The 26276-nt window shown below is 46.2% G+C and carries 22 protein-coding genes; 9 read left to right on the top strand and 13 right to left on the bottom strand.

Translation table 11 applies throughout. The features are described from left to right. Window positions 1-56: 56 nt before the first annotated feature. Both clpX and OM95_RS11215 read right to left on the bottom strand, forming a co-directional pair. Window positions 57-1349, bottom strand: a complete 1293-nt coding sequence (gene clpX / locus OM95_RS11220) for an ATP-dependent Clp protease ATP-binding subunit ClpX (RefSeq protein WP_041873774.1) — start codon at window positions 1347-1349, stop codon at window positions 57-59. Window positions 1350-1355: 6 nt separating this feature from the next. Continuing rightward, window positions 1356-1961, bottom strand: coding sequence for an ATP-dependent Clp protease proteolytic subunit (locus tag OM95_RS11215; RefSeq protein WP_041873771.1), 606 nt, complete (start codon window positions 1959-1961; stop codon window positions 1356-1358). 152 nt (window positions 1962-2113) lie between these two features. Here OM95_RS11215 and OM95_RS11210 point away from each other — a divergent pair, with 152 nt between their 5' ends. After that, window positions 2114-3610, top strand: coding sequence for a leucyl aminopeptidase (locus tag OM95_RS11210; RefSeq protein WP_041873768.1), 1497 nt, complete (start codon window positions 2114-2116; stop codon window positions 3608-3610). Window positions 3611-3682: 72 nt separating this feature from the next. Here the strand turns inward: OM95_RS11210 and OM95_RS11205 are convergent, their stop codons facing one another. Further along, the gene (locus OM95_RS11205) at window positions 3683-4315 is read right to left on the bottom strand and encodes a hypothetical protein (RefSeq protein ID WP_041873767.1); all 633 of its coding nucleotides are present in this window, start codon (window positions 4313-4315) and stop codon (window positions 3683-3685) included. Window positions 4316-4560: 245 nt separating this feature from the next. Between OM95_RS11205 and OM95_RS11195 the strand changes: the two genes are divergently transcribed. Then, on the top strand, window positions 4561-5310 hold the full coding sequence (locus tag OM95_RS11195; protein ID WP_041873764.1) for a TIGR02147 family protein: 750 nt from the start codon (window positions 4561-4563) through the stop codon (window positions 5308-5310). Then, a complete protein-coding gene (locus OM95_RS11190; protein ID WP_041873761.1) occupies window positions 5310-6563 on the top strand; it encodes a hypothetical protein in 1254 nt (417 codons plus the stop codon). The genes OM95_RS11195 and OM95_RS11190 overlap by 1 nt, the downstream gene beginning before the upstream one ends. Here the strand turns inward: OM95_RS11190 and gshA are convergent. Genes gshA through OM95_RS11170 form a run of 4 tightly spaced genes read right to left on the bottom strand, consistent with a single transcriptional unit; the run spans window position 6560 to window position 10911 of the window. Then, a complete protein-coding gene (gshA, locus tag OM95_RS11185) occupies window positions 6560-7825 on the bottom strand; it encodes a glutamate--cysteine ligase (protein ID WP_041873758.1) in 1266 nt (421 codons plus the stop codon). The two genes, OM95_RS11190 and gshA, sit on opposite strands and share 4 nt — an antisense overlap. Window positions 7826-7847: 22 nt before the next feature. After that, window positions 7848-8972 (bottom strand): hypothetical protein, encoded by a 1125-nt coding sequence (locus tag OM95_RS11180; protein ID WP_041873756.1) that lies wholly within the window; start codon window positions 8970-8972, stop codon window positions 7848-7850. Then, complete coding sequence (locus tag OM95_RS11175) at window positions 8969-10048, bottom strand: ArsA-related P-loop ATPase (RefSeq protein ID WP_041873753.1); 1080 nt, start codon at window positions 10046-10048, stop codon at window positions 8969-8971. The genes OM95_RS11180 and OM95_RS11175 overlap by 4 nt, the downstream gene beginning before the upstream one ends. Next, complete coding sequence (locus tag OM95_RS11170) at window positions 10045-10911, bottom strand: ArsA family ATPase (RefSeq protein ID WP_291516179.1); 867 nt, start codon at window positions 10909-10911, stop codon at window positions 10045-10047. The genes OM95_RS11175 and OM95_RS11170 overlap by 4 nt, the downstream gene beginning before the upstream one ends. Window positions 10912-11025: 114 nt before the next feature. On the opposite strand from OM95_RS11170, the gene tig reads away from it, so the two are divergent. Beyond that, complete coding sequence (gene tig, locus OM95_RS11165; RefSeq protein WP_041873748.1) at window positions 11026-12339, top strand: trigger factor; 1314 nt, start codon at window positions 11026-11028, stop codon at window positions 12337-12339. Window positions 12340-12622: 283 nt separating this feature from the next. Here tig and OM95_RS11160 read toward each other — a convergent pair whose 3' ends face one another. The 6 genes from OM95_RS11160 to OM95_RS11135 form a co-directional block, all read right to left on the bottom strand. Continuing rightward, a complete protein-coding gene (locus OM95_RS11160; RefSeq protein ID WP_041873745.1) occupies window positions 12623-13186 on the bottom strand; it encodes a hypothetical protein in 564 nt (187 codons plus the stop codon). Window positions 13187-13257: 71 nt separating this feature from the next. Further along, window positions 13258-14637 (bottom strand): S41 family peptidase, encoded by a 1380-nt coding sequence (locus tag OM95_RS11155; protein WP_041873743.1) that lies wholly within the window; start codon window positions 14635-14637, stop codon window positions 13258-13260. Window positions 14638-14643: 6 nt separating this feature from the next. Beyond that, on the bottom strand, window positions 14644-15765 hold the full coding sequence (locus OM95_RS11150; RefSeq protein WP_291516177.1) for a peptidoglycan DD-metalloendopeptidase family protein: 1122 nt from the start codon (window positions 15763-15765) through the stop codon (window positions 14644-14646). Beyond that, window positions 15762-16655, bottom strand: a complete 894-nt coding sequence (locus OM95_RS11145; protein WP_041873741.1) for a permease-like cell division protein FtsX — start codon at window positions 16653-16655, stop codon at window positions 15762-15764. The genes OM95_RS11150 and OM95_RS11145 overlap by 4 nt, the downstream gene beginning before the upstream one ends. Further along, a complete protein-coding gene (gene ftsE / locus OM95_RS11140) occupies window positions 16652-17314 on the bottom strand; it encodes a cell division ATP-binding protein FtsE (protein WP_041873739.1) in 663 nt (220 codons plus the stop codon). The genes OM95_RS11145 and ftsE overlap by 4 nt, the downstream gene beginning before the upstream one ends. 83 nt (window positions 17315-17397) lie before the next feature. Continuing rightward, window positions 17398-17652 carry a hypothetical protein gene (locus OM95_RS11135; protein ID WP_291516175.1) on the bottom strand — a complete coding sequence of 85 codons (255 nt, stop codon included), beginning with the start codon at window positions 17650-17652 and terminating at the stop codon, window positions 17398-17400. Window positions 17653-17767: 115 nt separating this feature from the next. On the opposite strand from OM95_RS11135, the gene OM95_RS11130 reads away from it, so the two are divergent. The 5 genes from OM95_RS11130 to uvrA all read left to right on the top strand — a co-directional run bounded on the left by OM95_RS11130 (window position 17768) and on the right by uvrA (window position 26271). Continuing rightward, on the top strand, window positions 17768-18493 hold the full coding sequence (locus OM95_RS11130; protein ID WP_291516173.1) for a DUF481 domain-containing protein: 726 nt from the start codon (window positions 17768-17770) through the stop codon (window positions 18491-18493). 16 nt (window positions 18494-18509) lie between these two features. Then, the gene (gene mscL, locus OM95_RS11125) at window positions 18510-18944 is read left to right on the top strand and encodes a large conductance mechanosensitive channel protein MscL (protein WP_041873734.1); all 435 of its coding nucleotides are present in this window, start codon (window positions 18510-18512) and stop codon (window positions 18942-18944) included. 201 nt (window positions 18945-19145) lie between these two features. Then, entirely contained in the window at window positions 19146-20582 is a 1437-nt protein-coding gene (locus tag OM95_RS11120) for a hypothetical protein (RefSeq protein ID WP_291516171.1), read from the top strand. An 83-nt stretch (window positions 20583-20665) separates the two neighbouring features. After that, window positions 20666-23329, top strand: coding sequence for a PBP1A family penicillin-binding protein (locus OM95_RS11115; protein WP_041873732.1), 2664 nt, complete (start codon window positions 20666-20668; stop codon window positions 23327-23329). After that, on the top strand, window positions 23326-26271 hold the full coding sequence (gene uvrA / locus OM95_RS11110; protein WP_041873729.1) for an excinuclease ABC subunit UvrA: 2946 nt from the start codon (window positions 23326-23328) through the stop codon (window positions 26269-26271). Before OM95_RS11115 ends, uvrA begins: the two co-directional genes overlap by 4 nt. Window positions 26272-26276: the final 5 nt, after the last annotated feature.

The following is a 26276-nucleotide window of genomic DNA, read 5'->3' as shown; positions in this document are numbered from 1 at the left end:
AAAGACCTTGGGTTTTTGACGCGTGCCGGTTGTAAAAAGTCCCCTGGCACCTTTTACTAAGCGGAGCTTTTCTTTTTTGCTTCTTCTTCGGCTTGGATTTCTTCATCGGTTTTGTAGACCAACATTGGCTGAGCGCCTTCGTTGATCACGTTTTCGTCGATGATGACTTCCTTCACATTATTTTTGGAAGGAATGTCGTACATAATATCCAACATGGCGGTTTCAAGTACGCCACGCAGACCGCGGGCTCCAGTTTTGCGTTTGAGGGCAAGTTGGGCCACGGCACGAAGAGCTTTGTCAGTGAACTTCAGTTCCACACCTTCGAAGCTGAAAAGTCTTTGGTATTGTTTGGTGATCGCATTTTTAGGGCGAACCAAAATATCCATCAAGGCCTCTTCGTCCAGAGGAGCAAGAACTGCGATCGCCGGAAGACGACCGATGAACTCTGGGATCAAACCGAATTTCGACAAGTCATCGGGCTCTACTTTCGCTAGTAGGTTCGAAGACTTTTCCACTTCGTCAGAAGTGCGAATATCAGCGGCGATACCCATCGTTTTATTGGATGTGCGGTTTTCAATGATCTTATCAAGACCTACGAAAGCGCCACCCACGATGAATAAGATGTTCGTCGTATCCACTTGGATGAACTCTTGTTGAGGATGTTTACGACCGCCCTTAGGAGGCAAATTCGCCACGGTGCCCTCAAGAATTTTCAACAATGCCTGCTGAACACCCTCACCACTCACGTCGCGAGTGATGGAGGGGTTTTCTGATTTACGAGAGATCTTATCGATCTCGTCCACATAGATAACGCCACGCTGAGCTTTTTCCACGTCGTAATCAGAGGCCTGAAGCAGATTCAAAACCACGTTTTCAACGTCTTCACCGACGTAGCCAGCTTCCGTCAAGGTCGTGGCATCGGCCATTGCAAAAGGCACATTCAAAATTTTCGCGATGGTCTGAGCCAACAACGTCTTACCCGAACCCGTAGGGCCGATAAGAAGAATGTTGGATTTCTGCATTTCTACGTCCGCAGATTTTTTACCATTCGACATCGCGTTGACACGTTTATAGTGATTGTGAACCGCCACCGCCAACGTTTTCTTCGCTTGCACCTGACCGATCACGTAGTCATCAAGATATGTTTTGATATCTGATGGTTTGGGAACTTTAAAGGTTCCTTTGACCGCGGTCTCGCGCTCTTTTTCCTCGTCAATGATATCATTGCAAAGATCAATACATTCATCACAAATGTAAACGCCAGGGCCGGCAATGAGCTTTTTAACTTCTTTTTGGCCTTTGCCGCAGAAGCTGCATCTTAGTGCGCCGTTCGTGTCTTTCGTGGTCATCTGCTCTTATCCTTTTTTCACTTTACGAGATTCAACGACATGATCAATCAAGCCGAATTCTTTCGCCTGGTAAGGATCCATAAAGTTATCCCTTTCCATTTGTTCTCTCAAGAATTCGTATGGTTTGCCCGTGTGCGTTTCATAAATACGAGTGAGTTTCTCTTTAGTTTTAATCAACTCACGCGCATGAATTTCAATATCCGTGACTTGTCCTGACAACCCGCCTCCTGCAAGAAGAGGCTGATGGATCATAATACGAGTGTTCGGAAGGCTATAACGCATTCCCTTCGTACCCGCCGTGAGAAGCAATGAACCCATGCTTGCCGCCATGCCCATGCAGTAGGTTGCCACATCACACTTTACGAATTGCATAATATCGTAAATAGCCAAGCCCGCAGACACGCTGCCGCCTGGAGAATTGATGTACAAATGGATCGGCTTTTCAGGGTTATCGACCTCAAGAAACAGGAATTGCGCTATGATCGCGTTAGCGATTTCGTCCGTCACTTGGGTGCCGAGAATCACGATACGGTCTTTCAATAAGCGGGAGTAAATATCGTAAGATCTTTCACCCTTAGATGTCTGCTCTATGACGTATGGAATGAGTGCCACTCTGCTGTCTCCTGTGGTTGTGATTGAGGTGTCATACTGTGCTACCTATCGGAATACTCAGGCAAGACTTTATCAAAAAGCCTTTGACCCGTAAAACTGCTGTGCTACATCTAGTTGATCAGCATAAAACCGAATCATTCTAAGGGGTTCATATGGCTTTCAACTTGTTAAATAAAGACATCGAAACTTTGACTTGCCCGGCTTTGGTCGTGTTTTCAAAGGCTTCTTCTCAAAAAGATAAACCACCAAAGGTGACTCATTCTGAGCTTCACAAAAAATTGGCCGCATCTTTGGACGATAAAGCAATTACCGGCAAGCACCAGGAAGTGGTTCTTTTCCGTGAATTGAACTACAAAGGCTTCCGTCATGTGGTTGTGGTGGGTCTGGGCAAAGACAACCAACAAACTCACGAAAATGTTCGCCAATCTATGGCAGCAGCCTATGAAGCCATCAAAGCTCTAGGCGTGAAAGAAGCTGCGATCCACTTCGATGGCGTCGCGACTGGAAAAAAAGATGCTGCTGACTTTGCCAAGGCTACGGCAGAAGGTTTGATGCTGACTTCTTATGTTTTCAACGAATTAATGTCTGGAAAAAAAGAAGAAAAAGAATTGGATGTTCACGTCGTTACTAAAGTGAACGACAAAGCCATGAAAGCCGCTTTTGCCGAAGGTATTATCCTGGGCTCTTGCGTGAATTTCTCTCGCCGCCTGGGTGATATGCCTGGCAACTTGATGACTCCGACAATTTTGGCGGACACAACGGTTGAAGCCGCTAAAGGCACCGGCGTGAAAGTCACTGTTTGGGACAAAGCCCGCATTAAAAAAGAAAAAATGGGCGGACTTCTGGGCGTTTCCAATGGCTCAGCACAAGAGCCTCGCTTCATCATCATGGAATATCGTGGAACGGCTGCTTCCAAAAAGCCCGTTTGCTTCGTTGGTAAAGGTCTAACATTCGATTGCGGTGGTATTTCTATTAAGCCGTCTGCGGGAATGGAAGAAATGAAGTTCGACATGTGCGGTGGCGCTAACGTCATCGGGACAATGCTAGCCATCGCGAAATTGAAACTTAAGATCAATGCCGTTGGTTTGGTGGCTTCAACAGAAAACCTTGTCGGTCCTGCGGCAACAAAGCCAGGCGATGTACATACAGCTCGCAACGGAAAAACATTCGAAGTGAACAATACGGACGCAGAAGGTCGTTTGATCTTGGCGGATGCACTTTCTTACGCCACAGAGCTTGAACCGCAAGTTATCGTTGATGCCGCGACTTTGACGGGTGCGATGGTTGTCGCTTTGGGTAACACGCACACTGGTTACTTCACTCGCAACGGTGGATTGAAAGGTAAAATTGAAAAAGCCGCTGTTCAATCCGGTGAATGGGTATGGAACATGCCTTTGACAGACTTCCATGTAAAAGACATGAAAGGCACTTACGCAGATCTTTCAAATATTTCTGCGGGCAAAGGAGCTGGTTCAGCAACTGCGGCGGCATTCCTTGAGCAGTTCGTAGGCGAAGGTATCCCTTGGGCTCACTTTGATATCGCGGGCACAGGTTGGGCTGTTGGCAACCGCCTTCCTTACTGCCCTAAAAAGGGCGCTTCAGGTGTCATGGTTCGTACTTTCGTAGAAATTGCGAAAGCACATATCTAAGATTAGATGACAGAAACGAAAAACCCCTCTTGAAGATCTCAAGAGGGGTTTTTTATTTTTCAAAACTGATTGTTACCAGCTAAACACCATAGGGTGTCCCAAGTATCTGGCGACCTCGTCACTTTCGATCACAAGTGCTTCAGACTGCTTTTCATTCACAAGCTTCACAGATTTAAGAAGCCATGTGCGCGGCCATTCTTCAGGAAGATTCGTAAATCGAACAGTGATCATCGAGCCCTCGTTGAATTGAAATTCGCCGTCCCCAGGGCGCTCGCCGACAATCTTCGCAATGGGAATATTCAATGGGTTGATCTTAGACATGTCGGGAGAGAACTCACAACGGCCTTCCACTTCCATCAATGGTTTATCACCGGCAACCGAAACGCCTTCGGCCTCAAAACTGATGGAAACCGTTCCGAATTCCTGACACGCTAAACGTTTTTCACCATTCTCGTTTACAAAGACAAAGTGTCCCAGGCCAATTCCCGCCCCGGTTGGTGTCTTACGAAACTCCATACCCGTCAGAAGACGTTGCTTTACGGCTTCGTTCAACTTGTCTCCACGAAGATGAGAGAAGTCGAAATTGTTTCTGATCGCGGCAGGGTCCCTGTATATTGGGGGTTTATCTGTATTGAAATGCATGTGTCCGTACCCAAATACAAAGCACAGAACAAACAGCGCAAAAATACCATAAAACTTTCTCATAAATTTGCTGTCCCTCTTTCTTGTAGGATAGCATGCAGCCCTCTCAGGTCTTGGGAATTCTTCCGCCTCTGGTCTATAGTCGGGCCGAAATGAGACTTGAACACTGTGAAAATTTTTCTTCTAAGATGCCAGGTCCTGCTGAAATTCTCTTAAAAGGCGGTAATTACCAGTGCGATAAAGGCTCAGCTTCCTTTGACCTATTTCACCTTTGACTGGCTCTTCGGTCCTGGTATTAAACCTAGACCATGAACAAGACCTCTGAATTTCTATTGAATGAATATCAACGCCGCAGATCTATTTCTCCCGCGCTGACCAATGCGCAGTTCGCAAAAATTCTGGGCATTCCTTCAAGTCGTCTTAGCGATTATATCAATGGACGTAGAATCATGACACAAACCGCAGGACGACAAATCATCAAAGGCCTGGGGATGACCGAGGCGGATTTTGAACATCTGAAAAATCTGATCGAATTCGATAAACAAAAGATAAAAACCCTTTTACCAGAAGGGCAGTTGAAAGAAGACGAATTCGGCGTTATCTGCGATTGGTATCACTTCGCAATACTTGCTCTGGTTCCCGTCAAAACCTTCCAACCTCACGCGGGTTGGATAGCGGATCGTTTGAATATACCCGTTGAGGTAGCCCATGCCGCCATTGATCGTCTTCGCCGCCTAGGGCTTCTATCCGTTGAAAACGGAAAATTCATCGTCACAAAGAAGCAGCTAGAAACAACTCACAATATTCCTTCAGAGTCCTTGCGACGGTCCCACAAACAATCCATCACTCAAGTTCTGGACAATATGGATCGCGTGCCACTGGATCTGCGAGATGTGACCTCCATCACTTTCCCCATGAATCGAAAAAAGATTCCCGAAGCGAAAAGACTGATCAGAAATTTCCGCCGCAAGATGGCCACCTTGATGACTCAAGGACCAAAAACAGACGTCTATAATTTGAACGTACAGCTTTTCCCAGTCACGAAGGTGGGCAAATAATGAAAATCTGGCTGCTTACTTTCTTTTTTTTGGCGAGCACCTCGGCATGGGCAAACAACTGGTATGATCGTGGGAATGCGGGTTTTGTCCTTTTTTGCGAAGGACAAGCTCCTGTGGTTTTGGATATTCACGAAGCCCGTCAACGTAGCGGTCGAGCTCTTATTTATTCTCAGCAATTCGACGTCATTGAAAAGGTTCATGATCTGATTGCGCGCCTGGAAAAAGTAGATGCCCAGCGCGCCTCACTTTATCACTCCTGGGCGCAGAATTTTTTCTTAGAATCCACCGCTCTGACCCCTTCTACAGAGCTGGTTCAAACACCTGATTTGGGCTACGTATCCCTGCCTGCAAATTGTCAGCTTAAGCAGGTCATCTTCCAAAGAAATCCATCGGCTCTAAACCAGCATCGCTATATCATAGACACTGCTTTATGGAATCAGCTTGATATCAATCAACAAGCCGCTTTGGTTTTGCATGAAATCGTTTATCGGGAATTCATGACGGCTCGAACCAGCGAAATGACTTCAGAAAGAATCCGCATGTTCAATGGACTTGTCCATTTGCACGGATTTGAAGGCCTGTCGCTTTCTGACTATATCCAAATTCTGCAAGAGCTGCATTTCACGACCTATACCTATAACGGTTTGGTTCTTTCATTAGGCGCCGCAGATGCCGCGGGCTATTGGCAATCCAATGCGCTTTATTTTGAAAAATCCGACTTTATCGCAGCCGCTGTCTTAGCCGGGAAACAGGCTTTCGAGTTCGACAATGTGAAGTTTGTTTGCCTGTCGGATGAAAGGGACTTGGGCGTCGTGACTTTTCAATCTTCAGGAAAATTTAAAACTCTTCGTGTTGCGCCTGAATTTGCAAGACAATCTGAGTGTGCGCTGCCATTTATGGAATACGCTACAGAAAAGGGCCGCTTTACTGTGACGGGCACGGATTGGGTCTTTCATCAAAACGGTCATCTTGTGACCATCCGAGGCGCCGTCAGTCCGTCAACCCCGATGCAGTTCAAATATGGCGAAGTGAATTACGCTTCCTACTGGAATCCCTTCGCGCAGACCTTTGGTGAAAGTTATTTTGAATTTGATGAACAGCTGAATTTGCGTGCTTTGGGTTTGGGCGGCTCCGCCTGTCGCAATCCCCTCAATAATTCAGTCCAGTTCATTCCACAACCCTACGGAACCGACACGATAGTCTCGATAGGGGAAACGGGACGACTGGACACAGAACTTCCCGCGTGTTTTTAGATGTCCTTTTTGTCACACATGCTCGAGGGCTGATATCCTTTGAAAACGGCATTCAGTTCTTGAGCTTCGTGAGCAATCGCCAACAAACCTAACTTTGCAGTCCAACCGTAGACGTTTTCTTGCGGACAGCCTGGCGTGTTGATCGCCAAATCGGAAACACACAATCTTTTATAAACTGCCCCTGGGCTGTTGAGGCTGTCGGTAGAGCTTTTTTCCGCGTGAGTGCGCAAGAACCCGCCGGCCAACTCGCTGCCGATCATGTAAATGACAGGTTCCGCGCTGGCGCCATCTGCCTGAACCACCGAGGGAATGCCCTCTTGGATAATGACTTCTTCCACATCACGGCCGCCCTTGGCCGCTTTCATCTTTTTGCGAGACTTATAAGACCATTCTTTCACTTCGGCGCCAGAGCCGACCCGAATGACCGCCAAGCCATAGGTTCCGGCGTTGTTCTTCACAAAAACGAAGGGCTCTTGATTGATGCCGCGTTTTTGATATTCCGCTTTTAAGTGCGCCAACATGGCATCCACCCGCGCGGCCAACTCTTCCCGGCTTTTCTCATCGCCAATATCGAAGTGTTCAAACAATTCCGTTTCGACTCTCAAAAGAAATGGGTCAATTTTTGTGATCGCGGCAAACTCATTCACAAGCTCGTTGTAGTATTTAAAGTACGTGCTTTTTTTGCGCTGATACCAACCCAACTCGCGCGGTGGGTTCATCGGAAAGTCAGTGACCGTCTTCGCCCAATCTTCATAGGCTTCAGAAAAGTCATTGTTGCTGATGATAAGATCCGGCTTGAAGGTTTTTAAAAGTTCGCCTTCTTTCAAAGCGGAATGAACCGTCACTTCGTTGCCCGCAGAACTTGTTAGCTTTAAGGGTTCCGGCAGCTCTCGGGGAATCGCAACCTTGACTGTACGACCGCTGGCCTCAATAAGATTGCGAATCGTGTGAACGTTTTCCCAGTAAAAAGCGTTGTTGGTGTGCTCCTCTGTCACGAGCAGAATGTTTTTTACGTCGGCGCCATAGTGTTTGACGATGTATTTATTCATCAAACCAATCGAGGTCTCTTTGTCCGTGGGGCAAATGTTATTGAAACCAGCCGGAAAAATGTTCGCGTCGACATTGGATACTTTGTAGCCCGAATCACGAATGTCATAACTTGAATAAATAGGGTATGAAAGATTCGAGGTCTTAGATGAAAACCACGCGCAAATTTCATTCATATTGGCGAGAGTTTGTTTGTGTAGCGTTAGTTTCGCCATGGATTCTCCTTCGATCTTATTCCTACAGATTGGGATCTTCTTCGGGGACAACTTTGGGAGGAAGAGGTATAGGCGACTTCTTCTCCTCTGGCAAGAGCGAGTCCGCTTTGACTCGGCCGGCCCGCTTAATGCTGTTCAGACGTTGCGACTCTTCGGTCAACGACATTGTTTCACCGCTGCCATATAAGACCTTGTCTAATTTCTTTCTAACTTCCACTAGATACGAAAAGAAGCTTTTCTCATATGAAGTTTCTTTTTGGCCAAGAATGGGTTTGTAGAGTTCTGCCTGATCCATCAGATCCAAAAGGTCCCCACCCATGCGACTTTGCATGTCACGATTCTGCGATGACTCAACTTGAGTAAAAAGATCGCGATAGATTTTTTGGAGCTCTTCCTGGGCGCGGGCTGACCACGTTTCGTCATCCTGTTTCATCGCTTTGAACAAATACACTTGAATCCATCTTTGCCCTTGCGCAAAGTCAGAAAAATTCTGTTCCGAAAGTTGATTTGTCGAAACCAATCCCATTTGGAAATAGGTTTTCGCTAACCACCCTGGCTGAACCTGTGTGCGTTGTTGCTGCATCACCTTCGCAACACCCTTATCTGCTTGTCCCAAATAATCTACAGCTTCTTGCTCGCGTCCCTGACGACCGTAAATGGCTGCCAAGCGGGCCGGAATTTCCGCCTCAGCAACTTCGACAGGCAGTTGGTCACTTAATTTTTTTGCATCGAGAAGGGCGGCAATTGTTTTGTCATCTTCGCCCAAAGCCTCATACGTAAAAGACATTTTATAAAGAGCTAAAGCGGCAATATCGGGTTGTTCTTGAATCGTCCGCAGATAAATGTCGCGGTACAAGGCCGCCGCTTTTTGGTACTCTTCCATGCCATGCAGAGCATCGGCTTCACCAAGACGAGCTGCTTGATAATATGATGATTGTTGATGACGTCCGTAGAAATCCTTAAAAAGAATTTGCGCTTCTTTAAAGCGGCCTATTTCCAAAACTTTTTCCGCGTTCTTAATTTCCGCTTCCTCTGCGGCTTTTTTTGCAAGGAGCGCGGCTTGTTCTGCCTCAGTCGCCGGACGCTGTCCGAGCAAAGTGGCGCAACCACCAAGGACGATTGGCAAAAGGATCAAATACTTTTTCATGGCTTCTTTTCCCCTTCGACGATCAACGTGCTGAGTTCTTCCAGCCCCGTCAGGTCAGATATATCCTTGACCAGATCTGGAATGCGAAAAACTCGTGCGTCCTTTTTGATAGTTGCTTCGAACTTCGAATAAAGAACTTCTTTCTGATTGTAGTAGCTTCGCATTTGCGAGTACAAGCGCAGGAGTTCTTCATGACCTTTTTGATCCTGCTGTGCCGAACGGAGGTCCAGCCAATATGGAAAGACCCGATTTAACACAACGGTGGTCAGGTGATATCCGCCTTTTTTTATCTCTCGTGAAAAATACTCTGCTTCTTTCAGCTTTGCCTGATCAAAGGCCGTCACCAGACAGAAGTGCGTGGTTGGCGAGACCAGCATGCGATGCACATCTACGGTGCGCTTCAGTAGCTGGCCCTGCCATTGTTCTATATTCAGAAAGAAGTCGCCCAACTCGCGAATGAAATTTGAGCCTGTAAGGGTTTCAAGTATCTTTAAAACCTGTCGAGTGCCCGTTTGCAAAAGCTGGCCCAAGAAACCTGATTTTTTTCCTTCGGGATCGCGGAACCATTTCGCCACGCCTTCGTGGAAAAGCGCTGACAACTTCTGCGGCGCCTGAAGAAAATCAATGGCGTGTTTCGTCGGAGGTGTGTCCAAGATGATCAGATCAAATTCTTTTGATTCATAGACGGAATACAATTTTTCCAGAGCGGTAAATTCTTGTGAACCACTTAAGTTGGTTGAAAGCTGTTGATACAGTCGATTCTTATAAATCTTCTGAACAGCTTCGCTTCTTTTTGCCGCGCGGGCGACAAAGTCATCAAAAGTTTTTTTGTGATCGATGACGGAGGCATAGATTTCCCCCTTGAAGTTTTGGTTAGGCACGCGTGTGATGTCTTTGGTGCCTTCAATACCTAGAGTCTGCGCCAACCGCTTAGCCGGATCGATGGTCAGGACTAAAACCTTTTTTCCTTCTTTCGCGGCGATCACGGCCAACGAAGCCGCAACGGTCGTTTTTCCTACGCCTCCACTGCCGACACAAATCAAAACTTGCGTGTTATTGAAAATATCGAGACTCATAAAACGTCTCCCACTTTTTCAACCAACGCCCAAGCATCTGTTTCAAAGTACAGCGGAATCGCTTTCATCGTAGTGGCTTTTTCTTGGGCCTTGTTCCACATATCTCTTTGATGCACGATTTGATGCTCTAGATATTCAGCGAATTTTGCTAAGTCAGAATTTTCGTTTTGCGTGGCCTTCAACTCTTCATCAGATACTGAAGTTTGAATCATCTTATTTACAATTAGATTGGCGGCGATTGAAAACTCTGCCTGAAGTCTTTGCATAAGCTCTGTGGCTTCCTTTACGGGAAGTTCCTCAGGCAGCGTGACGATATGATACTTGCAAAGATCCTGGTTTCGTAAACACGCATCGATGCTGCGACTTTGTTCGCCCATGGGACCGAACTGCACTGCCTGCGCCATTCCCTTGGGAGCTTCCAAAAGCGCCAGAAAGTGGCCTGTTGCGAAAGCATCAACAACCAAAACATCATAGGGCAAAGGCGGGCCGTGCTGGCGAGGACTGCTAGTGACCTTACCCAAAATGGCCAACTCGGGAAGACCGGGAGCCACATTGATGAAAGCCCTCATAACGGCATTTTCGAAGAATAATTTTGCCAGGCTCTCGACCTTGATAAGGTGGCGCGCGTATTCCTGCAAACAGGCTTCTCCGGTCCACAGTGCGACAGACAAATTCTTTTTGATTTCAGTCGGCTTAAAGGTGATCTCGGCAAGGTCAAAAAAGTCTTTGTAAAAACTTTGATCCCCCAGCTCCACTAAAAGGACCTTCTTGCCTTCTCGACTTTTCTTAAGAGCCAGGGCCGCGGCGATAACGGACTTTCCCACGCCCCCTTTTCCGGTCACAAAGTGAATCTCTTGCTTCATACGTTCTAAGAGTGTCGCTGACCTCGGAAATATAGGCATTACGCGGCGCGATAGCGTTGCCTTCAGTCAGGGACTCTTCTAATATCCATCGGTTTTATATTAGGAGAAAAAGACATGAAATCGAATGTAGAAAAAGTCTCTAATCTTTCCCGCAAATTGAGCATCGAAGTGCCTGCGGCTGCCGTGGCATCAGCTTTCAATAAAATTTACTCTGGCATCCAAAAGGACGTAACGATCAAGGGATTCCGCAAAGGTAAAGCACCTTTGGCAACAATCAAAAGCATCTATGGCGACCGTGTTAAACAAGACGTCGTTCAAGAACTTGTCCAAAAACACTACGCGATGGCTTTGGACGAACACAAGCTTGAGCCCATCAGCTACCCTGAGTTTGAATTTGCCGACCCAACTGAAAACAAAGATTTTTCTTTCTCTGCAAACTTTGACGTGCGCCCCGAGATCAACTTGAAAAAATACGAAGGTTTGGAAGTTGAAAAGGAAAAGTTCGAACTTGATAACTCTAAGGTTGATCAGGTTTTAGAAAACATCCGTTCTTCACGTGCTACTTTCGAAACTGTTACTGAAGGTCGCGCCGTAAAAATGGGCGATATCGCCGTTATCAATTTCGAAGGCTTCATGGGCGGCGCACCTTTGGAAAACGGTTCTGGAACAAACCACCACCTTGAATTGGGCGCAAAACAATTCATTGAAGGTTTTGAAGAAGGTATCGTCGGAATGAAAGCAGGAGAAACTAAAACTCTTTCTTTGAAATTCCCAGATCCATACCACTCCGCAGATCTTGCTGGTAAGCCGGTTGAGTTCAAAGTGACTTTGAACGAGATCAAAGCGAAAGTTTTGCCTGAGCTCAATGACGAATTCATTAAATCTTTGGGCGGCCCAAGTGATTTGGCTGCTTTGAAAAAGACGATCACTGAGGACTTAGAGCAAACTGAACAAAAACGTATCGACGACGCTTTCAAAAATCGTATGTTGAAAAAGCTTGTTAAAGAAAATCCAGTGGAAGTTCCTCCTTCTTTGCTTAAAGAACAAAAGGCTTCTTTGGTTGAAGACTTCAAAAAGCGCATGACTGAACAAGGCATGGGCCCTAACGATTTCGCTTCTTATGTTGATAAATGGGACAGCGACTTCGAAAAAACAGCGGCGGAAATGATTCAGTCTTCTTTCCTAGTGGATGCGATCGCTAAGAAGCATGACTTGTTCGCGAAAAAAGAAGATCTTGATGCGAAATTTCAGGAATACGCTCAACAAACGAATATCGAAGAATCACGCATCCGTGAATTCTACGGTCGTCCAGAGCAAGCAAGCCGTTTGACTTACATGATCACTGAAGAAAAAGTGATCGATTTCTTGAAAAAGACTGTAAAAATCAAGGAAGTTCCAGCTGGTTCTTTGAAAGAAGAAGGCAACTAAGCTTCCCACCTTTCTTAAAGGCAAAAAGGCTCCCACAAGGGGGCCTTTTTTATTTTCCCGATAAGATATTTAGAAGCGTCCCTCCCCTGCCTCGACAGCAATCGTCGGCAATAAAAACTGCGCCACAGTTGAAGATGTTGAAATCGTCGCCTTCTTGGTGAGCTTAAAAGAATTTCGATTGAGCGAGTCCGATGGACAGAGCTTCTTCACCGAAAGTGAAGTTATGAATACTTACATCGAAATTGCGGGAACTGAGCTTTCAATAAACTGCCAATAGTTGAATCTATTGACAGTTATTGTACTCTTCAAAGTATCTTTGACAGATAGAATACTGCGAGCTGCAGTCATTAATATCAGAAGATGTATACTGAGCCGTGGGACATTGGCGGGCGGCATCTCGTTTAACTGTAGCGATGAATGTGCCTTCTGCCATTGGCTGAATATTTCGACTAAATACGCGGAACCGAATTGTATTTCTTCCGGTCTCCAAGAGCGGCTTCTGAAAAATAGTAGAGATCCAAAGATTGAAAGCCTCTTTGCTTTTTCCTCGGTAACCATCGTATTCCATAGTTTTAGAGCGTGTCGAGCCGTCGGCATGCGTTGCTGTTAGTTCGACTCGATCGGTTCTGGAGTCTTGAGGTCCGACGAAATAATCATAAGCTGCGGGATTCAAAGCTGTGTCACGACAAGTGTAAACTGCCGAGCCGCTGCCATTAAAACCGCTGCAAATAACTCGCACGGTGCCAGAAATAGGCGTCGCTGACAGTTCGTTTCCACGCGAGAAACCCACGTATTCTGCAGATGCTATGGAAGTAAATAATAGAATTGAAGTCATCACCTTCAACATGAAAGGCCCCCTCTGCCTGCCACATTTTGCTGTGGGCGTAGAGTAGGGCCTCTAAACATCAGAAGCAATAACTAGCGCGTCAAGGCCTTCAATGTGCCCCATGCTTTAAGATAGCTAAATGCCTGATATGCTTGATAATCTCTTTTGAAAATTTGTTCGCGTGGCGACAACTTTTCTTCCTTCTTTGAACCTACATCTTTCCACCAAGCCAATGCGCCTTCTTCAGCACTTTGTTTTGTGTCAAGTTTTTCAGCCGCTTTTTCTCGATCACCTTTCAAGTGTCCCGCGATATCTCCTTCACGTGTCGTTGGAGATTTTACGACCGCTTTGGAAAATGCTTCCGGATCGACGTCATCGATTTCAATATCAGGATGAATGCCCTCTGCCTGAATGGAAATACCACTTGGAGTGTAGTAACGTGCTACCGTCAACTTCAAGCCGCTGCCATCGCCAAGCTTAATCACAGACTGAACAGAACCTTTGCCAAACGTTCTTTGACCGACGATCAATGCTCGCTTGTTGTCTTGTAAAGCCCCCGAAACAATTTCACTCGCACTGGCCGTGTATTCATTCACAAGAATCACAACCGGGAAGTTTGTGTATTGTCCGCGGCGAGTTGCGACAGCCACCTCTTTATCGTTTTTATTGCGTCCGATCGTACTAACGATCGTTCCTTCTTTAAGAAACATATCGCTAACTTTAACGGCTTGATCCAAAAGACCGCCAGGATTTCTGCGCAGGTCAATCAAAAGGCCCGCCGTGTTTCCATTGTTTTCTTTCATGTGCTTTTCAATCGCTTTTTGCAGATCCTTCGCGGTGTTCTCAATAAAGCTCGTGATTTTCACATAAGCAAAACCATCGCCTAAATCTGTGTATTTTACAGATTTGATTTTAACACTTCCTCGCGTCACAGTGATATCGCGTGGTTTATCTTCGCCATCACGAACGACACGAAGGATGACTTTACTGCCCCGTTTGCCGCGCATTAATTGCGAGGCTTCGACCAGGCTCACACCTTTCGTGCTATGACCATCGACTGCTATGACTTTATCACCCGCTTTGATACCGGCTTCCCAAGCAGGAGCGTCTTCAATGGGTGAAATAATTGTCAAAACACCGTTCTGAATAGAGATCTCAATTCCTAGACCACCGAATTCACCGCTGGTCTCGGTTTCAAAGTCTTTGAAAATATCCGGAGGCATGAAGTTCGTATGCGGATCCAACTCTCGCAACATTCCTTTAATAGCGCCATAAACCAGCTTCTTGGTATCAACGGGCTCGACGTAGTACTGTTGGATCAGATTAAGAACCTTCGAGAAATTCTGAAGATCAGCGTATCGCTCTTGTGCGAAGGCTCGAATCTGAAAGCCCGTCTCGGCCATTATAAAGAGAGTCAGCAAAAGAGCGAATCCCAGGATGTAGGTTTTCCAGTAGCGTTTCAATGATTGCATAGTGTTTTAGAGTCCTTTCATCCACTGCTGCGGGTCGTAGGGTTCGGAAAAATGTCTAATTTCGAAATACAATCCAGGGTTGCCTTCGCGGGCAGCTTCACCCACCTGTGCGAGCACTTGTGACTGAGTGATTTCATCACCCAAATTCACCTTCACTTCTTCGGCATGCGCATAGACGGTGTAATAATGGTCGCCATGATCCACGATCACCGTCTTGCCGAAGCCGGGCAGTTCGCCAACATATGAAATACGTCCTTCAAAAACTGATTTAATAGGACTGCCTTTTGCCGCAGAAATAAAAATTCCTTTGTGCGATATAGTATAGGGGTGATCTTCCCCTTTCATAAGTCCAAATTTTTGTGTCACGACGCCGGAAAGAGGTTGAGGCAAAGCTCCTTTGTGATCGGCGAATGATGGTTTAAAAAGAAGATCAAAAAGTCCAGCGTCGTCAATATTGTACTGCAAGGACTTTTCCCGAAGACCATTGATTTTATTGATCGCAAAAAGTTTGTTCTTGCGAATGCCGTCAAGAAGGCGCCCTTTCAGATCCTGTTCTTTGCGAAACTGTTTTTCCTGAGCCAGGATTTTATTTTCAATCGCTCTTAAACTGTCTAATCGCTGGGCCAGCATTTGTTTTTTATTCTGTAGCTCTTTAAGATCCCGACCATAATTTTTGATAAGATCCAGATCCCGCGCCGCCACGATCCCCAAGATTTTCAAATTTCTTTCCAAAGAGGCTGAGCTGTCTGAAGAAAATAGAAATCGAGCCACTGAAGGGCCGCCCAGCTTATAGATAGCTCGTAGCCTTTCAGCCAAAAGAGCCTTCTGCGATCGCGAACGCTGATCAAGTTCCTCGACTTTTTGCGTGAGGTTGCGAATATTCACCTCAAGAAACGCGCGCTGCTGGGATAGGTCGCCTTTCTCGGTGACAATCTTTTTAATTTTTTTGTTCAATTGGTAAAGAGCTGAAAGAACCTGGCGCTGTTTAAGTTCTGCGTCCTCAATATTCTTCTTCTGAGCCTCAAAGTCTTTGGCAATAGTATCCGCTGCCGTCGACGCCATAGATTCTGTCGTCACCGTCGCAAGGAAACATATTGCCACAAGAATTCGCGTCAGCGCCAAAGTCACACCCGACTTCCCGCATAGCCGTCATTAAGACGGCGTACACACAGATAGGAAGCCAAAGAACCCAGGCTGGTTCCCGCAACGATAAAAAAGAACAAAGAAGAAAGGCTGATAAAGTGAATATGCTCACCCAGCTGAAGGAAGCTGAGCCGAGTTGTTAAAAAGCTCTTGAGGGCCGTAAATAACAAAAGACAAAAAATCAACCCGAGCACCGAAGAGCTGAATCCAAGCACAGCACCTTCAACCATAAATGGCTTGCGAATCATGCTAGGAGTGGCTCCGATCATCTCAAGAACCACAATTTCTTCTTTTCTATTCTGAATCGAAGCTCTAATGGCATTTGATATGACAAAGAGTGCGGCGGCCAAAATCACAAAGCCCAAAAGACTGAATGTCGCTTCGATCGTTGTTACCAACGAGGAGTATTTTTCAACCCAATCCTGGCCGTAGCTGACTTCATCAACTCCCTCCAGTCCCTTGACCTCACTGGCAAGTGATCGCAGAACCTGAATTTGTTCAGCAGGACTGACATCGGCAGCAAGGCTGACTTGCAAGCTGGCAGGAATTAGTCTTAAAAGCTCTTCATCCTGTGAAATATCCGGGGCATAACTTGCCATCTGCGCACGAAAGTCGCTAAGAGCTTTCTCTTGATTAACAAGTTGGATGGCGCCAATTTTGCCGGACTCTTTTAGCTTCTTTTCGATAAACAGCCGGCCCTGCTCAGAAAGATCTTGGGAAAGATAGACGGTCATTTGTACGTCTTCTCCCCACAGGGTCAGAATATTTTTAAAATTTTGCGAAATCAGAAGGCCCGAAGCCATCACCGCAAAACAAGCAGTAACAACAACCAGCGTAGATATTTTTAGGGCAAGGTTTTTTTGTGAAGACCTCATTTTTTATCCCCGACAATCATTCCATCACGAAGCTCTAATGTGCGTTTGTTCCTACGCTTCACCATTTCGTGGTCATGGGTGGCGACAAAGACTGTGGTTCCTTGGGCACAAACACGCTCTAACAGATCCATGATTTCTTCGCTTAAACGCGGATCAAGATTGCCCGTAGGTTCGTCGGCAATCAAAACGCCGGGTTGATGAATAATCGCGCGCGCGATCGCGGTTCGCTGCTGTTCGCCGCCAGAAATATAATCGGGATATTGATCGTGCTTGTGAGACAGTCCCACTTGTTCCAGAACTTCAGACACACGACGGGCAATTGCTGGGGGTTTATCGCCACGAACGACTAAGGGCAAAGCCACGTTTTCAAAGATTGTTCGATCTTTTAAGAGCTTGAAATCCTGAAAGACGACGCCAATTTTCCGGCGGAATAAGGGAATTTGTCCGTCTTTGATTGAAATAAGATCATGCCCCGCTACTTTCACATCACCCGAAGTGGCGATGTCATACGCGGAAATCATTTTGAAAAGCGTTGTCTTCCCGGCACCACTGGGTCCCGTTAGAAAAACGAATTCGCCCTTGTCGATGCGCAAATCAACATTTTTTAATGCGTGAACCGGGCCGGGATAAGTCTTATAGACGTGAGAGAATTCAATCATCCCTTTATCTTATGAAAGACTCGCAGGGATGAATACTCGCCGGAAGTCGAGGTTTTGTATTGAAATGAAACTTTTCGCCCCGGTTAGGGCATCCCCCCCGCCATCAGGGTATCAATGATCGTCGAGTGTTGTCGGCGCAAGGCCAATTTGATGGCCTCTTCAGTCCGGTTGGACCCCATTCTTAAAACAGAGTCGTAAGGTGTTTTAATTGTCTTCATCACGGCACCATTACAGAATATACGACTGACTAAGAAAGGATTTTGTAAACCCCAGTCCTCTGTTTGTACATGATATTTCTGTCCGCGTACGGTGATATCTGAATTGAAACCTTTTTGCACTTCTACAAACCTCGCAAAAGAAGCTAACAGAAATTCTTCCCGTTCTCATCAATTTTTTCTTGGTCCCATTGTGAATTGAAACTAAAGTGGTTACATAAATTGAAGGGGCTTTACGATGAGAGCAGTACGTTTCACGCTGATAGCTTTAGCATTTCTATTTTCTCTTGCGACGATGGCACAAGAAAATCCGCCACCACCTTGGAAAGGCGAGGCAGAGGCCGGCGCCATCATTGTTAGCGGAAACAACGATTCTGAATCGTACAACGCAAAGGCAAAAACAGAATACACTATTGAAAAGAATCTTTATGCTGCTTTCGGTCGATATCTTAAGACAAATTCTTTGGGTGTCGAAAGTGCGCGCAATTGGGAAATCGGTGTCCGCTACGAGCATCAACTTGCCGATTATTTAAGTGTTTACGTAGGTCAAAAAGCGGAAAGTGATATCTTCAACGGCTATTTACAAAGGGACTCTACGGACGCGGGTCTTAAATACTTCCTTGTTAAAACTGATGAAACAAAATGGACACTCGAGGCCGGTTATCGCTATCAAAAAACCCTGCCCACTGCGGGCGGAACTCTTCATGACAACCTTGGCCGTGTCTATTCGGAATACAACAGAACTCTGGATAAAACCTTGTCGTTCAAGTATTGGGCTGAGTATTTGCCAAACTTCACAGAACCTGATGCTTACCTTGCAAACACCGAAGCCTCTTTGAACATTATGTTAAATTCGATTTTCTCTTTGAAGCTCGCTTATCTTTTACAATATCAAAATGTTCCTTCTGTCAGTGGCAAATACACGACAACCACAACAACAATGAATCTGGTGGCGAAATTTTAGGGAAAGGACACCCCCCATGTTTAAGGAATTCAAAGCCTTTATAATGAGAGGAAACGTTTTAGATCTGGCAGTCGGTATTATTATCGGCGCCGCCTTCGGCAAAATCGTTTCTTCCTTTGTTTCTGACATTCTGACTCCGGTGATTAGCATTGGCGCAGGCAAAGTGGATTTTTCAAACTTATTCCTGGCGCTTAATGGTGAGCACTACGCAACTCTTGAAGAAGCAAAAAAAGCGGGAGTCGCTACTATTAATTACGGACTATTCATGAATGTTGTCTTGGATTTTTTGATCGTGGCCTTTGCGATCTTTCTGATTGTTCGCATTGCGAACAGAATGAAAAAGGAAGAAGTTCCTCCGCCGCCGAATAGTAAAGAATGCCCCGAATGTCTTTCAACTATTCCCTCGAAAGCTCGCAAGTGTGCTCACTGCGGAAGTCCCCAGGCTGCATAAGCTGCAGCCCAAAAGGGTCATCCGTAGAAGAATAAGGGGTTTCTGCCATAAAGAGCGACGAGACTATTTCATCGCTCTTTATATTTGAAGATCGCAGCATACTTCACCCACTTTCTCATTTTGATACGTAAACCTTTTGTTCATCCCTGCCGATAATTGGTACTGGTATTGCATCACCTATTTTCATCGGGGAGGAATCAAATGAATAAGATTTCACGCACAACGGACAGAACAGTTGTCAAAATCTTTATCAACTTTATTACCGCCACATCGTTGTTTTCCTCTATAGCATTAGCTCAGGGCTCGGGAGCTTCTGGAAACGGCAGTCCGACGACTCAAAACAACACCTCAGGACAACAGCAGCAGCAACCGCAAGCTTCAACGGTCCCTACGATCACGACCTATCCCTACGCTGCGCCTACTTATAATGAGTGCCGCGACGCTCGTGATAAAATGGACAGAGCCGAAGAAAAAATCGGTGAGGCTTGTAAGAAAGCGGGACTTGGGTCCGCAAAAGACTGTATTTCCAAAGCCAAGTCTTGTGCGACAGCTTCTGGCGAAGATTCTTTCGACACAACGGCCGCTTTCGCCACGGTCCTTGGAATGTCTTCAACAGCGGCGACAGGCTTACAAAATATCAGCAACGCTTGCCCACAAATGAACGGCCGCGATTACTTTACAGAAAAAAACAATATTCAAAAAGAGATCAAAGACACTGAAAAAGAACTGGCGGAGCTGAACGACGACAAAGCTCAGATTCAGGAAGACTATCAAAAAGAGATGGATAAAATCCAAGAGACTCTGACCAAAGCACAAGAGGACTACAAGGCAAAATCCCTTGAAATTGACACAAAAGAGCGCGAGCGCATCGCTGATTTCAACTCAAGCCAAAATCAAGCTAAGGAAGAAATGCGCAAAAAGGGATCTGACATCTTAAAGCTGCGTGGCCAATTGGTTCAATCACAACGTGATAAAGCGTTGAAAATGATTGCTATGACAGAGGCTTCTGGTAAGCGCGCCTGCATGAAAGCCGTTAACGACGCGAAAAAATCTTATGACAGTGTTTCTTCCGCCACTAGTGCAAATCACATTGCTCAAGCGAAGAAAAAGCGTCAGGAGCTTATTAATATTTACAACGATTGTATGGATGCCTTTGACCAACAACGTGTCGCTTTGAATGAATCCAAAAAGCAAGAACAAGACGAATTGACTAAACAAATTGCGGATATTCAATCAAGCTTTGATGAGATTCAAAACAGCTTGAATTTGGCTTCTTCGCAACTGGAAGAAATGAAGCAGGCGTCTGTTAAAGAAAAATCAGATGCCCTTCAAAGTGTTATTGATTTAGGCACGCGCTCTCAGACACAAATGCAAACTGCCTATACTAAGATGCAGGAAAACTTGAAAACACTGGCCTCCAAACAAGCAAGTCTGCAGGCGGCTTTGAATCGCGCCAACCAATCTTTAATGACATTGGGGCCTGCACCAAAGCGTGGGGCGGAAGATACTGCGGATGAGGCGTCCAGTGAGATTTCATCCCAAATTAATATTATTTCGAGCATCCAAAGAAACTTCCCTTCTTGTACGAACGAAGTCGCTACGGCTAAAGAAAAGCTAAAAAGCCTGGGTGTAAAGTAACCCGTCTTCCGACTAGTCTAGTATCCCTGGACCCATACCCATCACACTGTTAGAATGGGGGCTTGTTAAAGGAGCCCCCACTCGTGTTAAAAAAGATTGTACTGTTTATTGTCGCCCTTGGACTTATTGGCATCCTCAGCGCCTACCTTATTATCAAGTCTGTTCAGTCGGGTTTACCGCAACTAATCACTGTTAAAGACTACCAGCCTCTTCTAGTTAGTCAGGTTTATGACCGTCACGGAAAAAAGATCGGTGAGTTCTTCCGCGAAAGAAGAACGTTAATTCCTTACGAAAAAATTCCTAAGCACGTCGTGAATTCCTTTCTGGCAGCGGAAGACGACCAGTTCTTCGAACACAAGGGCATCAACCCGCAAGCGATTTTCCGGGCCGCTTTAGCCAACTTACGCGCAGGTCGTTCTGTTCAAGGGGGATCGACGATCACGCAACAAGTGGCCAAAACACTTCTGTTGACTGATGAAAAAACTTTGACTCGGAAAGTTCGTGATATTCTGCTGGCTATCGAAATGGAAAAGAACCTAAGTAAAGAAGACATTTTGTTCCTTTACTTAAACCAAATTTACTTCGGTCAGGGCGCCTACGGCATTGAACAAGCAGCCCAGACCTACTTCCGTAAGCCTGCGAGTAAATTAACTTTATCTGAAACAGCGATTCTTGCCGGACTTCCCAAAGCACCCAGCGCCTATAGTCCGGTTCGCAACCCTTCGCGTGCAAAAGAACGTCAGATTTACGTGCTTCGTCGCATGGCTGACGTCGGCTATGTTAAGAAGGACGAAGCGGAAGCGGCGATTAAAGAGCCCGTCAAAGTTTTTGTGCGCGAAAACTATGAAGAATACGCCCCCTTCTTCCTGGAAACTGTCCGTCAGCTCTTGGTCACCCAGTTGGGCGAGGACATGGTTTTAGATAAAGGGCTGCGCATTCATACAAGCCTTGATCTGGAAAAACAGTTGGCGGCTCAAGACGCTGTTCTTGCGGGCTTGAAAGGCTTGGACAAACGCCAGGGCTATCGCGGGCCAATCAAAAATATTTCTGACGAAGAAGATATGGAAGAGTTTCTAAAAGAAACTCAGAAGAAACTGATCTCAGATTTTACACCAGAAAGAACCATTCTGCCCGAAGGTAAATTTGCAGATATCGTTCCTGCGAAAGACACCAAATCAGAGGTGTCTCTTCTTCCGCCCTATATCAAACTGAGAGACTCGGTTCAGGGCATTGTGCAAGAGGTGAATGATGATACTGGATTGGTCACGGTAAAACTTCCGGAAGCTCTGGGGCTTATTGATATTGACACAATGACTTGGGCGCGCCAGCCAGACACAGAGGTGCGCTACGACTTAGGAGTTATTAAAAAGCCATCCCAAGCCTTGAAGAAGGGCGACGTCATTTTAGTGAAAGTGGTTGCAGAAAAATTTTCTTCTAACCGCATCACTAACGCGAAGAAAAAACCGGCAAACCTTCCTGATTTCACAAAATTTGTCGCACTAGAACTGGATCAGGAACCCTTGGTAGAAGGCGCCTTGATTTCTTTCGATCAGGACTCACAGGATGTGGTGGCCATGGTCGGCGGCTCCAGCTTTGCCAAAAGCGAATTTAATCGTGCGATTCAAGCTCCCCGTCAAACCGGGTCTGCATTCAAAGCCATCGTTTACGCTTCTGCTTTAGACAAAGGGTACACACCAGCGACGCCCATTATGGATGCGCCGATTGTCTTCGAAGAAGGCGGTTCGGCAGACGATTCTGAGGGACAAGGTGATCCAAAAGTTTGGAAACCGTCCAATCACTCAAAAAGCTTTGGTGGTGACATCCTTTTCCGAAATGCATTGGTTAAATCATTAAATATTCCCACGGTGAAAATCATCGAGGACGTGGGCGTGCCATGGGCTACGGACTATGCAAAGCGCCTGGGTATTTATTCACCTTTGAATCCGGACTTCACGTTGGCCCTGGGTTCCAGCAGCGTGACGTTGTATGAAATGACCAAAGTTTTTGCCGAGTTTGGCCGCCTGGGAAAACGACTTTCGCCTTTGCTGATTCACAAGGTGGAAGACGCTCAAGGTAAATCCTTACTTAAAGTTATGAGTCTGGACACACGCTTTGAAAAAGAGCTCAAAGCTATCAACGACGAATTTGAAAATCGTCGCAAAGCTTTTCTGGAAATCGTCAACGACCCTGCGAAACTGGAAGAACTTAAGAAAAAAGATCCTAAGCATGCAAAGATTGATGAAAGTATTTTCTTCCAGGATCCAGATCAACTGATTCGCCCGACAACAGCTTACGTTATGACAACACTTCTCAAAGGGGTGGTTGAAGACGCTGGCGGAACTGGTGGAAGAGCGCGCGCTGTGGGTCGCGAAGTCGCTGGAAAAACTGGTTCCACCAACAACTACTTTGACGCGTGGTTTATCGGCTACAGCCCACAAATCGCAACAGGCGTTTGGGTGGGCTTTGACAAAGAGAAGAGCATTGGCAAAGGCGAGGTTGGTGGACGTGCGGCGTTACCTATATGGGTAGATTACATGAAAGCCGCTCACGAAGGACTTCCTCAGATGACTTTCCCGATTCCTGAAGGTATTGTGTTTGCAAATATTGATGCTGACACAGGAAAACTGGCTTCGGCTCAGACTAAAAAAATTATTCGTCAGGCCTTTGTTGAAGGAACGGAACCCACTCTTTCTTCAAGCAAAGCGGAAGAAGCCACGGACTTTTACAAACAGGATCTCTCTGAATGAAAGATATTCACCTCTGGGGGGTGAAACAAAACAATCTAAAAAACATTGAGGTCAAAATTCCGGTCGGTTCAATGACGGTGATTTGTGGCCCCAGTGGTTCAGGAAAGTCTTCACTTGCCTTCGAGACTCTTTTTGCCGAAGGCCAACGACGCTTTATCGAAAGCATGTCGAACTACGCACGGCAGTTTTTAAACAAGGCTCCCAAACCTGACATCGAGGGCATTAGCAATATTCCTCCAGCTATTTCCATCGAACAAAAGAACACGGTTAAAAGCTCCCGCTCGACAGTCGGTACGACGACTGAAATCATCGACTATCTTCGTTTACTTTACGAAAAAATCGGAAAGTCCTACTGCCCGACACATCATTGTCCAACGGAAAAAGAAAGTGTCACTGAAGCCACGGAAAAAACCATCAAAGAGTTTTCCGGAAAACGCGGCTACATCCTGGTAGAAATCAGCGAAGAAGGTCGCGTCGCTCAAGGCAAGAAACTTCACTCTTTACTTTTGCAAGACGGCTATCTGCGTATCTATATCCCAAAGGGAACTGACACCAAGCCCGCTCCGGAAAAAGCCGCCAAAAAGAAGACTGCGAAAAAAGCCTCAAAACGAGCCACACCAGAATTCGTTCCTGCCGCACCTGTCGTTCCGAGTGGTTTGACTCACGAAGAAATGGGTACCGTCGTTGAAATCGGTGATGCCGCTGCAATAAAGAAAGGTCTTCCCAAAGAGACCTTCTATCTGGTTATCGACCGCATGAGCTTCAACGAAGATGAGCGCGGCCGTATTGCCGATTCACTGACTCAGGCCTATGAAGCCAGCATTAAGTACAATACGACGAACATCACTCGTCGAGCCACGATTCTAACGACGGAAGGTCAGCGCCTTCAAGTCAGTGAAGAAGCGTCGTGTCCGGTTTGTGGTTATACTCCCCCACCGCTGAGTTCTCGACTATTCAGTTTTAATTCTCCTATTGGGGCTTGCCCGACTTGTAAAGGTTTTGGCAACACGCTGGATATTGACGAAGGCAAAGTCATTCCAAATCCAAACATGAGTCTTGCCCAAGGCGCTTTGAGTCCTTTTTGGATGCCCAGCGCCGCTCATGAAAAGAAACAGCTTTTAAGCTACTGCAAAAAAGCGAAGATCGATGTCCACACACCTTGGAAAGATCTGCCTAAGGCACAACGCGAAGACATCTGGAATGGCAACAAAGAGTTCTTTGGTGTTCGCGGTCTTTTTGAATACCTAGATCAGATAAAATACAAGATGCACGTGCGCGTGTTCATCTCGCGCTTTCGCAGTCCGTTCCTTTGCCCGACTTGCAAGGGAGCCCGTCTTCGCCCTGAAGCTAATAATGTTTTGGTGGCAAATGCCAATATCAATGATCTGTCGACCATGACGATCGAAGATTTGCATCAATTCTTTCAAAAGCTAGAAGTGACTCCACATCATCAGGAGCTTGCAGGAGAAATCCTGAAGCAAATCCGTTCGCGCTTGGAATTTCTTATGCGCGTCGGAGTTCACTATTTGTCTCTGAGTCGTGAGACTCGCACACTTTCTGGCGGAGAATATCAACGCTTGATTCTGGCCAATCAACTGGGCATGGGACTATCGCAAGCTTTGTATGTACTTGATGAGCCCACCGTAGGCCTTCACCCCCGCGACAATGATCGACTGATTTCCATTCTTAAAGACCTTAAAGAACTGGGCAACACGCTGGTCATTGTTGAGCATGACCATGACGTCATCAAATCCAGCGAACACATCATCGAGATGGGTCCTGGTTCTGGATATTTGGGCGGAGAAGTGGTTTACTCGGGGCCAACAGACGATTTCTATGATTTTGAAAAATCAAACACCGTTCCCTATTTAAAACCAAATAAGAATAAAGCCCCTTTGCGCGTGTCCCGTCCCGTGGATGTAGACTCGTACAAAGTGAAGCTGGAACTAAAAGGCGCCAAAGGTCACAACTTAAAAAATCTGGATGTGACCATTCCCTTGAATCGTTTAGTCACGGTCACGGGCGTGAGTGGCTCGGGCAAGTCGACCCTCATTACCAAAACACTTTACCCTGCTTTGGCCCGCGCCCTGGATCTGGAATATCTTCCAGCACAAGATTACGCCGGCCTTGAAGGCACAGAGCATATCAAAAACGTGCTTTTGATAGATCAATCTCCGATTGGTAAGTCTGCGCGAAGTTCACCGATCACTTATTTAAAGGCCTTTGATGCTATTCGTACTATCATGGCGAGCACACCCGAGGCTCAGTCTCGCGGATATACTCCCGGCACTTTCAGCTTGAATGTGGATGGCGGACGTTGCCCGGCCTGTAAGGGCACGGGGTACGAAGAAATCGACATGATGTTCATGGATAACGTGGTTATTCCCTGTGACGTCTGTGACAGCAAAAAATATCGGCCCGAGATTTTAGAGATCCAATACAAGAATAAAAATATTCATGAAATCTTGTCGATGACCGTGAATGAGGCCATGAACTTCTTTGTGGCTCACCCGAATATCCGCAAGCCTTTGAGCGTCCTCAAGGAAGTGGGTCTGGATTACCTGCAACTGGGTCAGCCAGCCAATTCGCTCAGCGGTGGGGAATCCCAGCGCCTGAAAGTGGCTAAAGAGCTTTCTCAGGTGAATCAGAAGGCTACGCTTTATATCCTAGATGAGCCCACCACTGGCCTGCATTTTCGCGAAGTGGACCTGCTCATGAAGGTTTTAAACAAACTGATTGAAACTGGTGGCAGTGTCGTGGTTGTTGAACACAATTTGGATGTTATTCGCGGCTCTGATTATGTCATTGACCTGGGGCCTGAAGCGGGTAAAAAAGGCGGAAACATAGTGGCCGTGGGGTCTCCTGAAGACATCATGAAGACCAAAAAAAGTCTGACGGGCCAGTATTTGAAGCGCTATTTAGAAGACCAAAAAGGTCCTTAAAGTTT

This window comes from Bdellovibrio sp. ArHS (assembly GCF_000786105.1).
Classification (GTDB): domain Bacteria; phylum Bdellovibrionota; class Bdellovibrionia; order Bdellovibrionales; family Bdellovibrionaceae; genus Bdellovibrio.
This window is presented reverse-complemented; position numbering and strand designations above follow the sequence as displayed.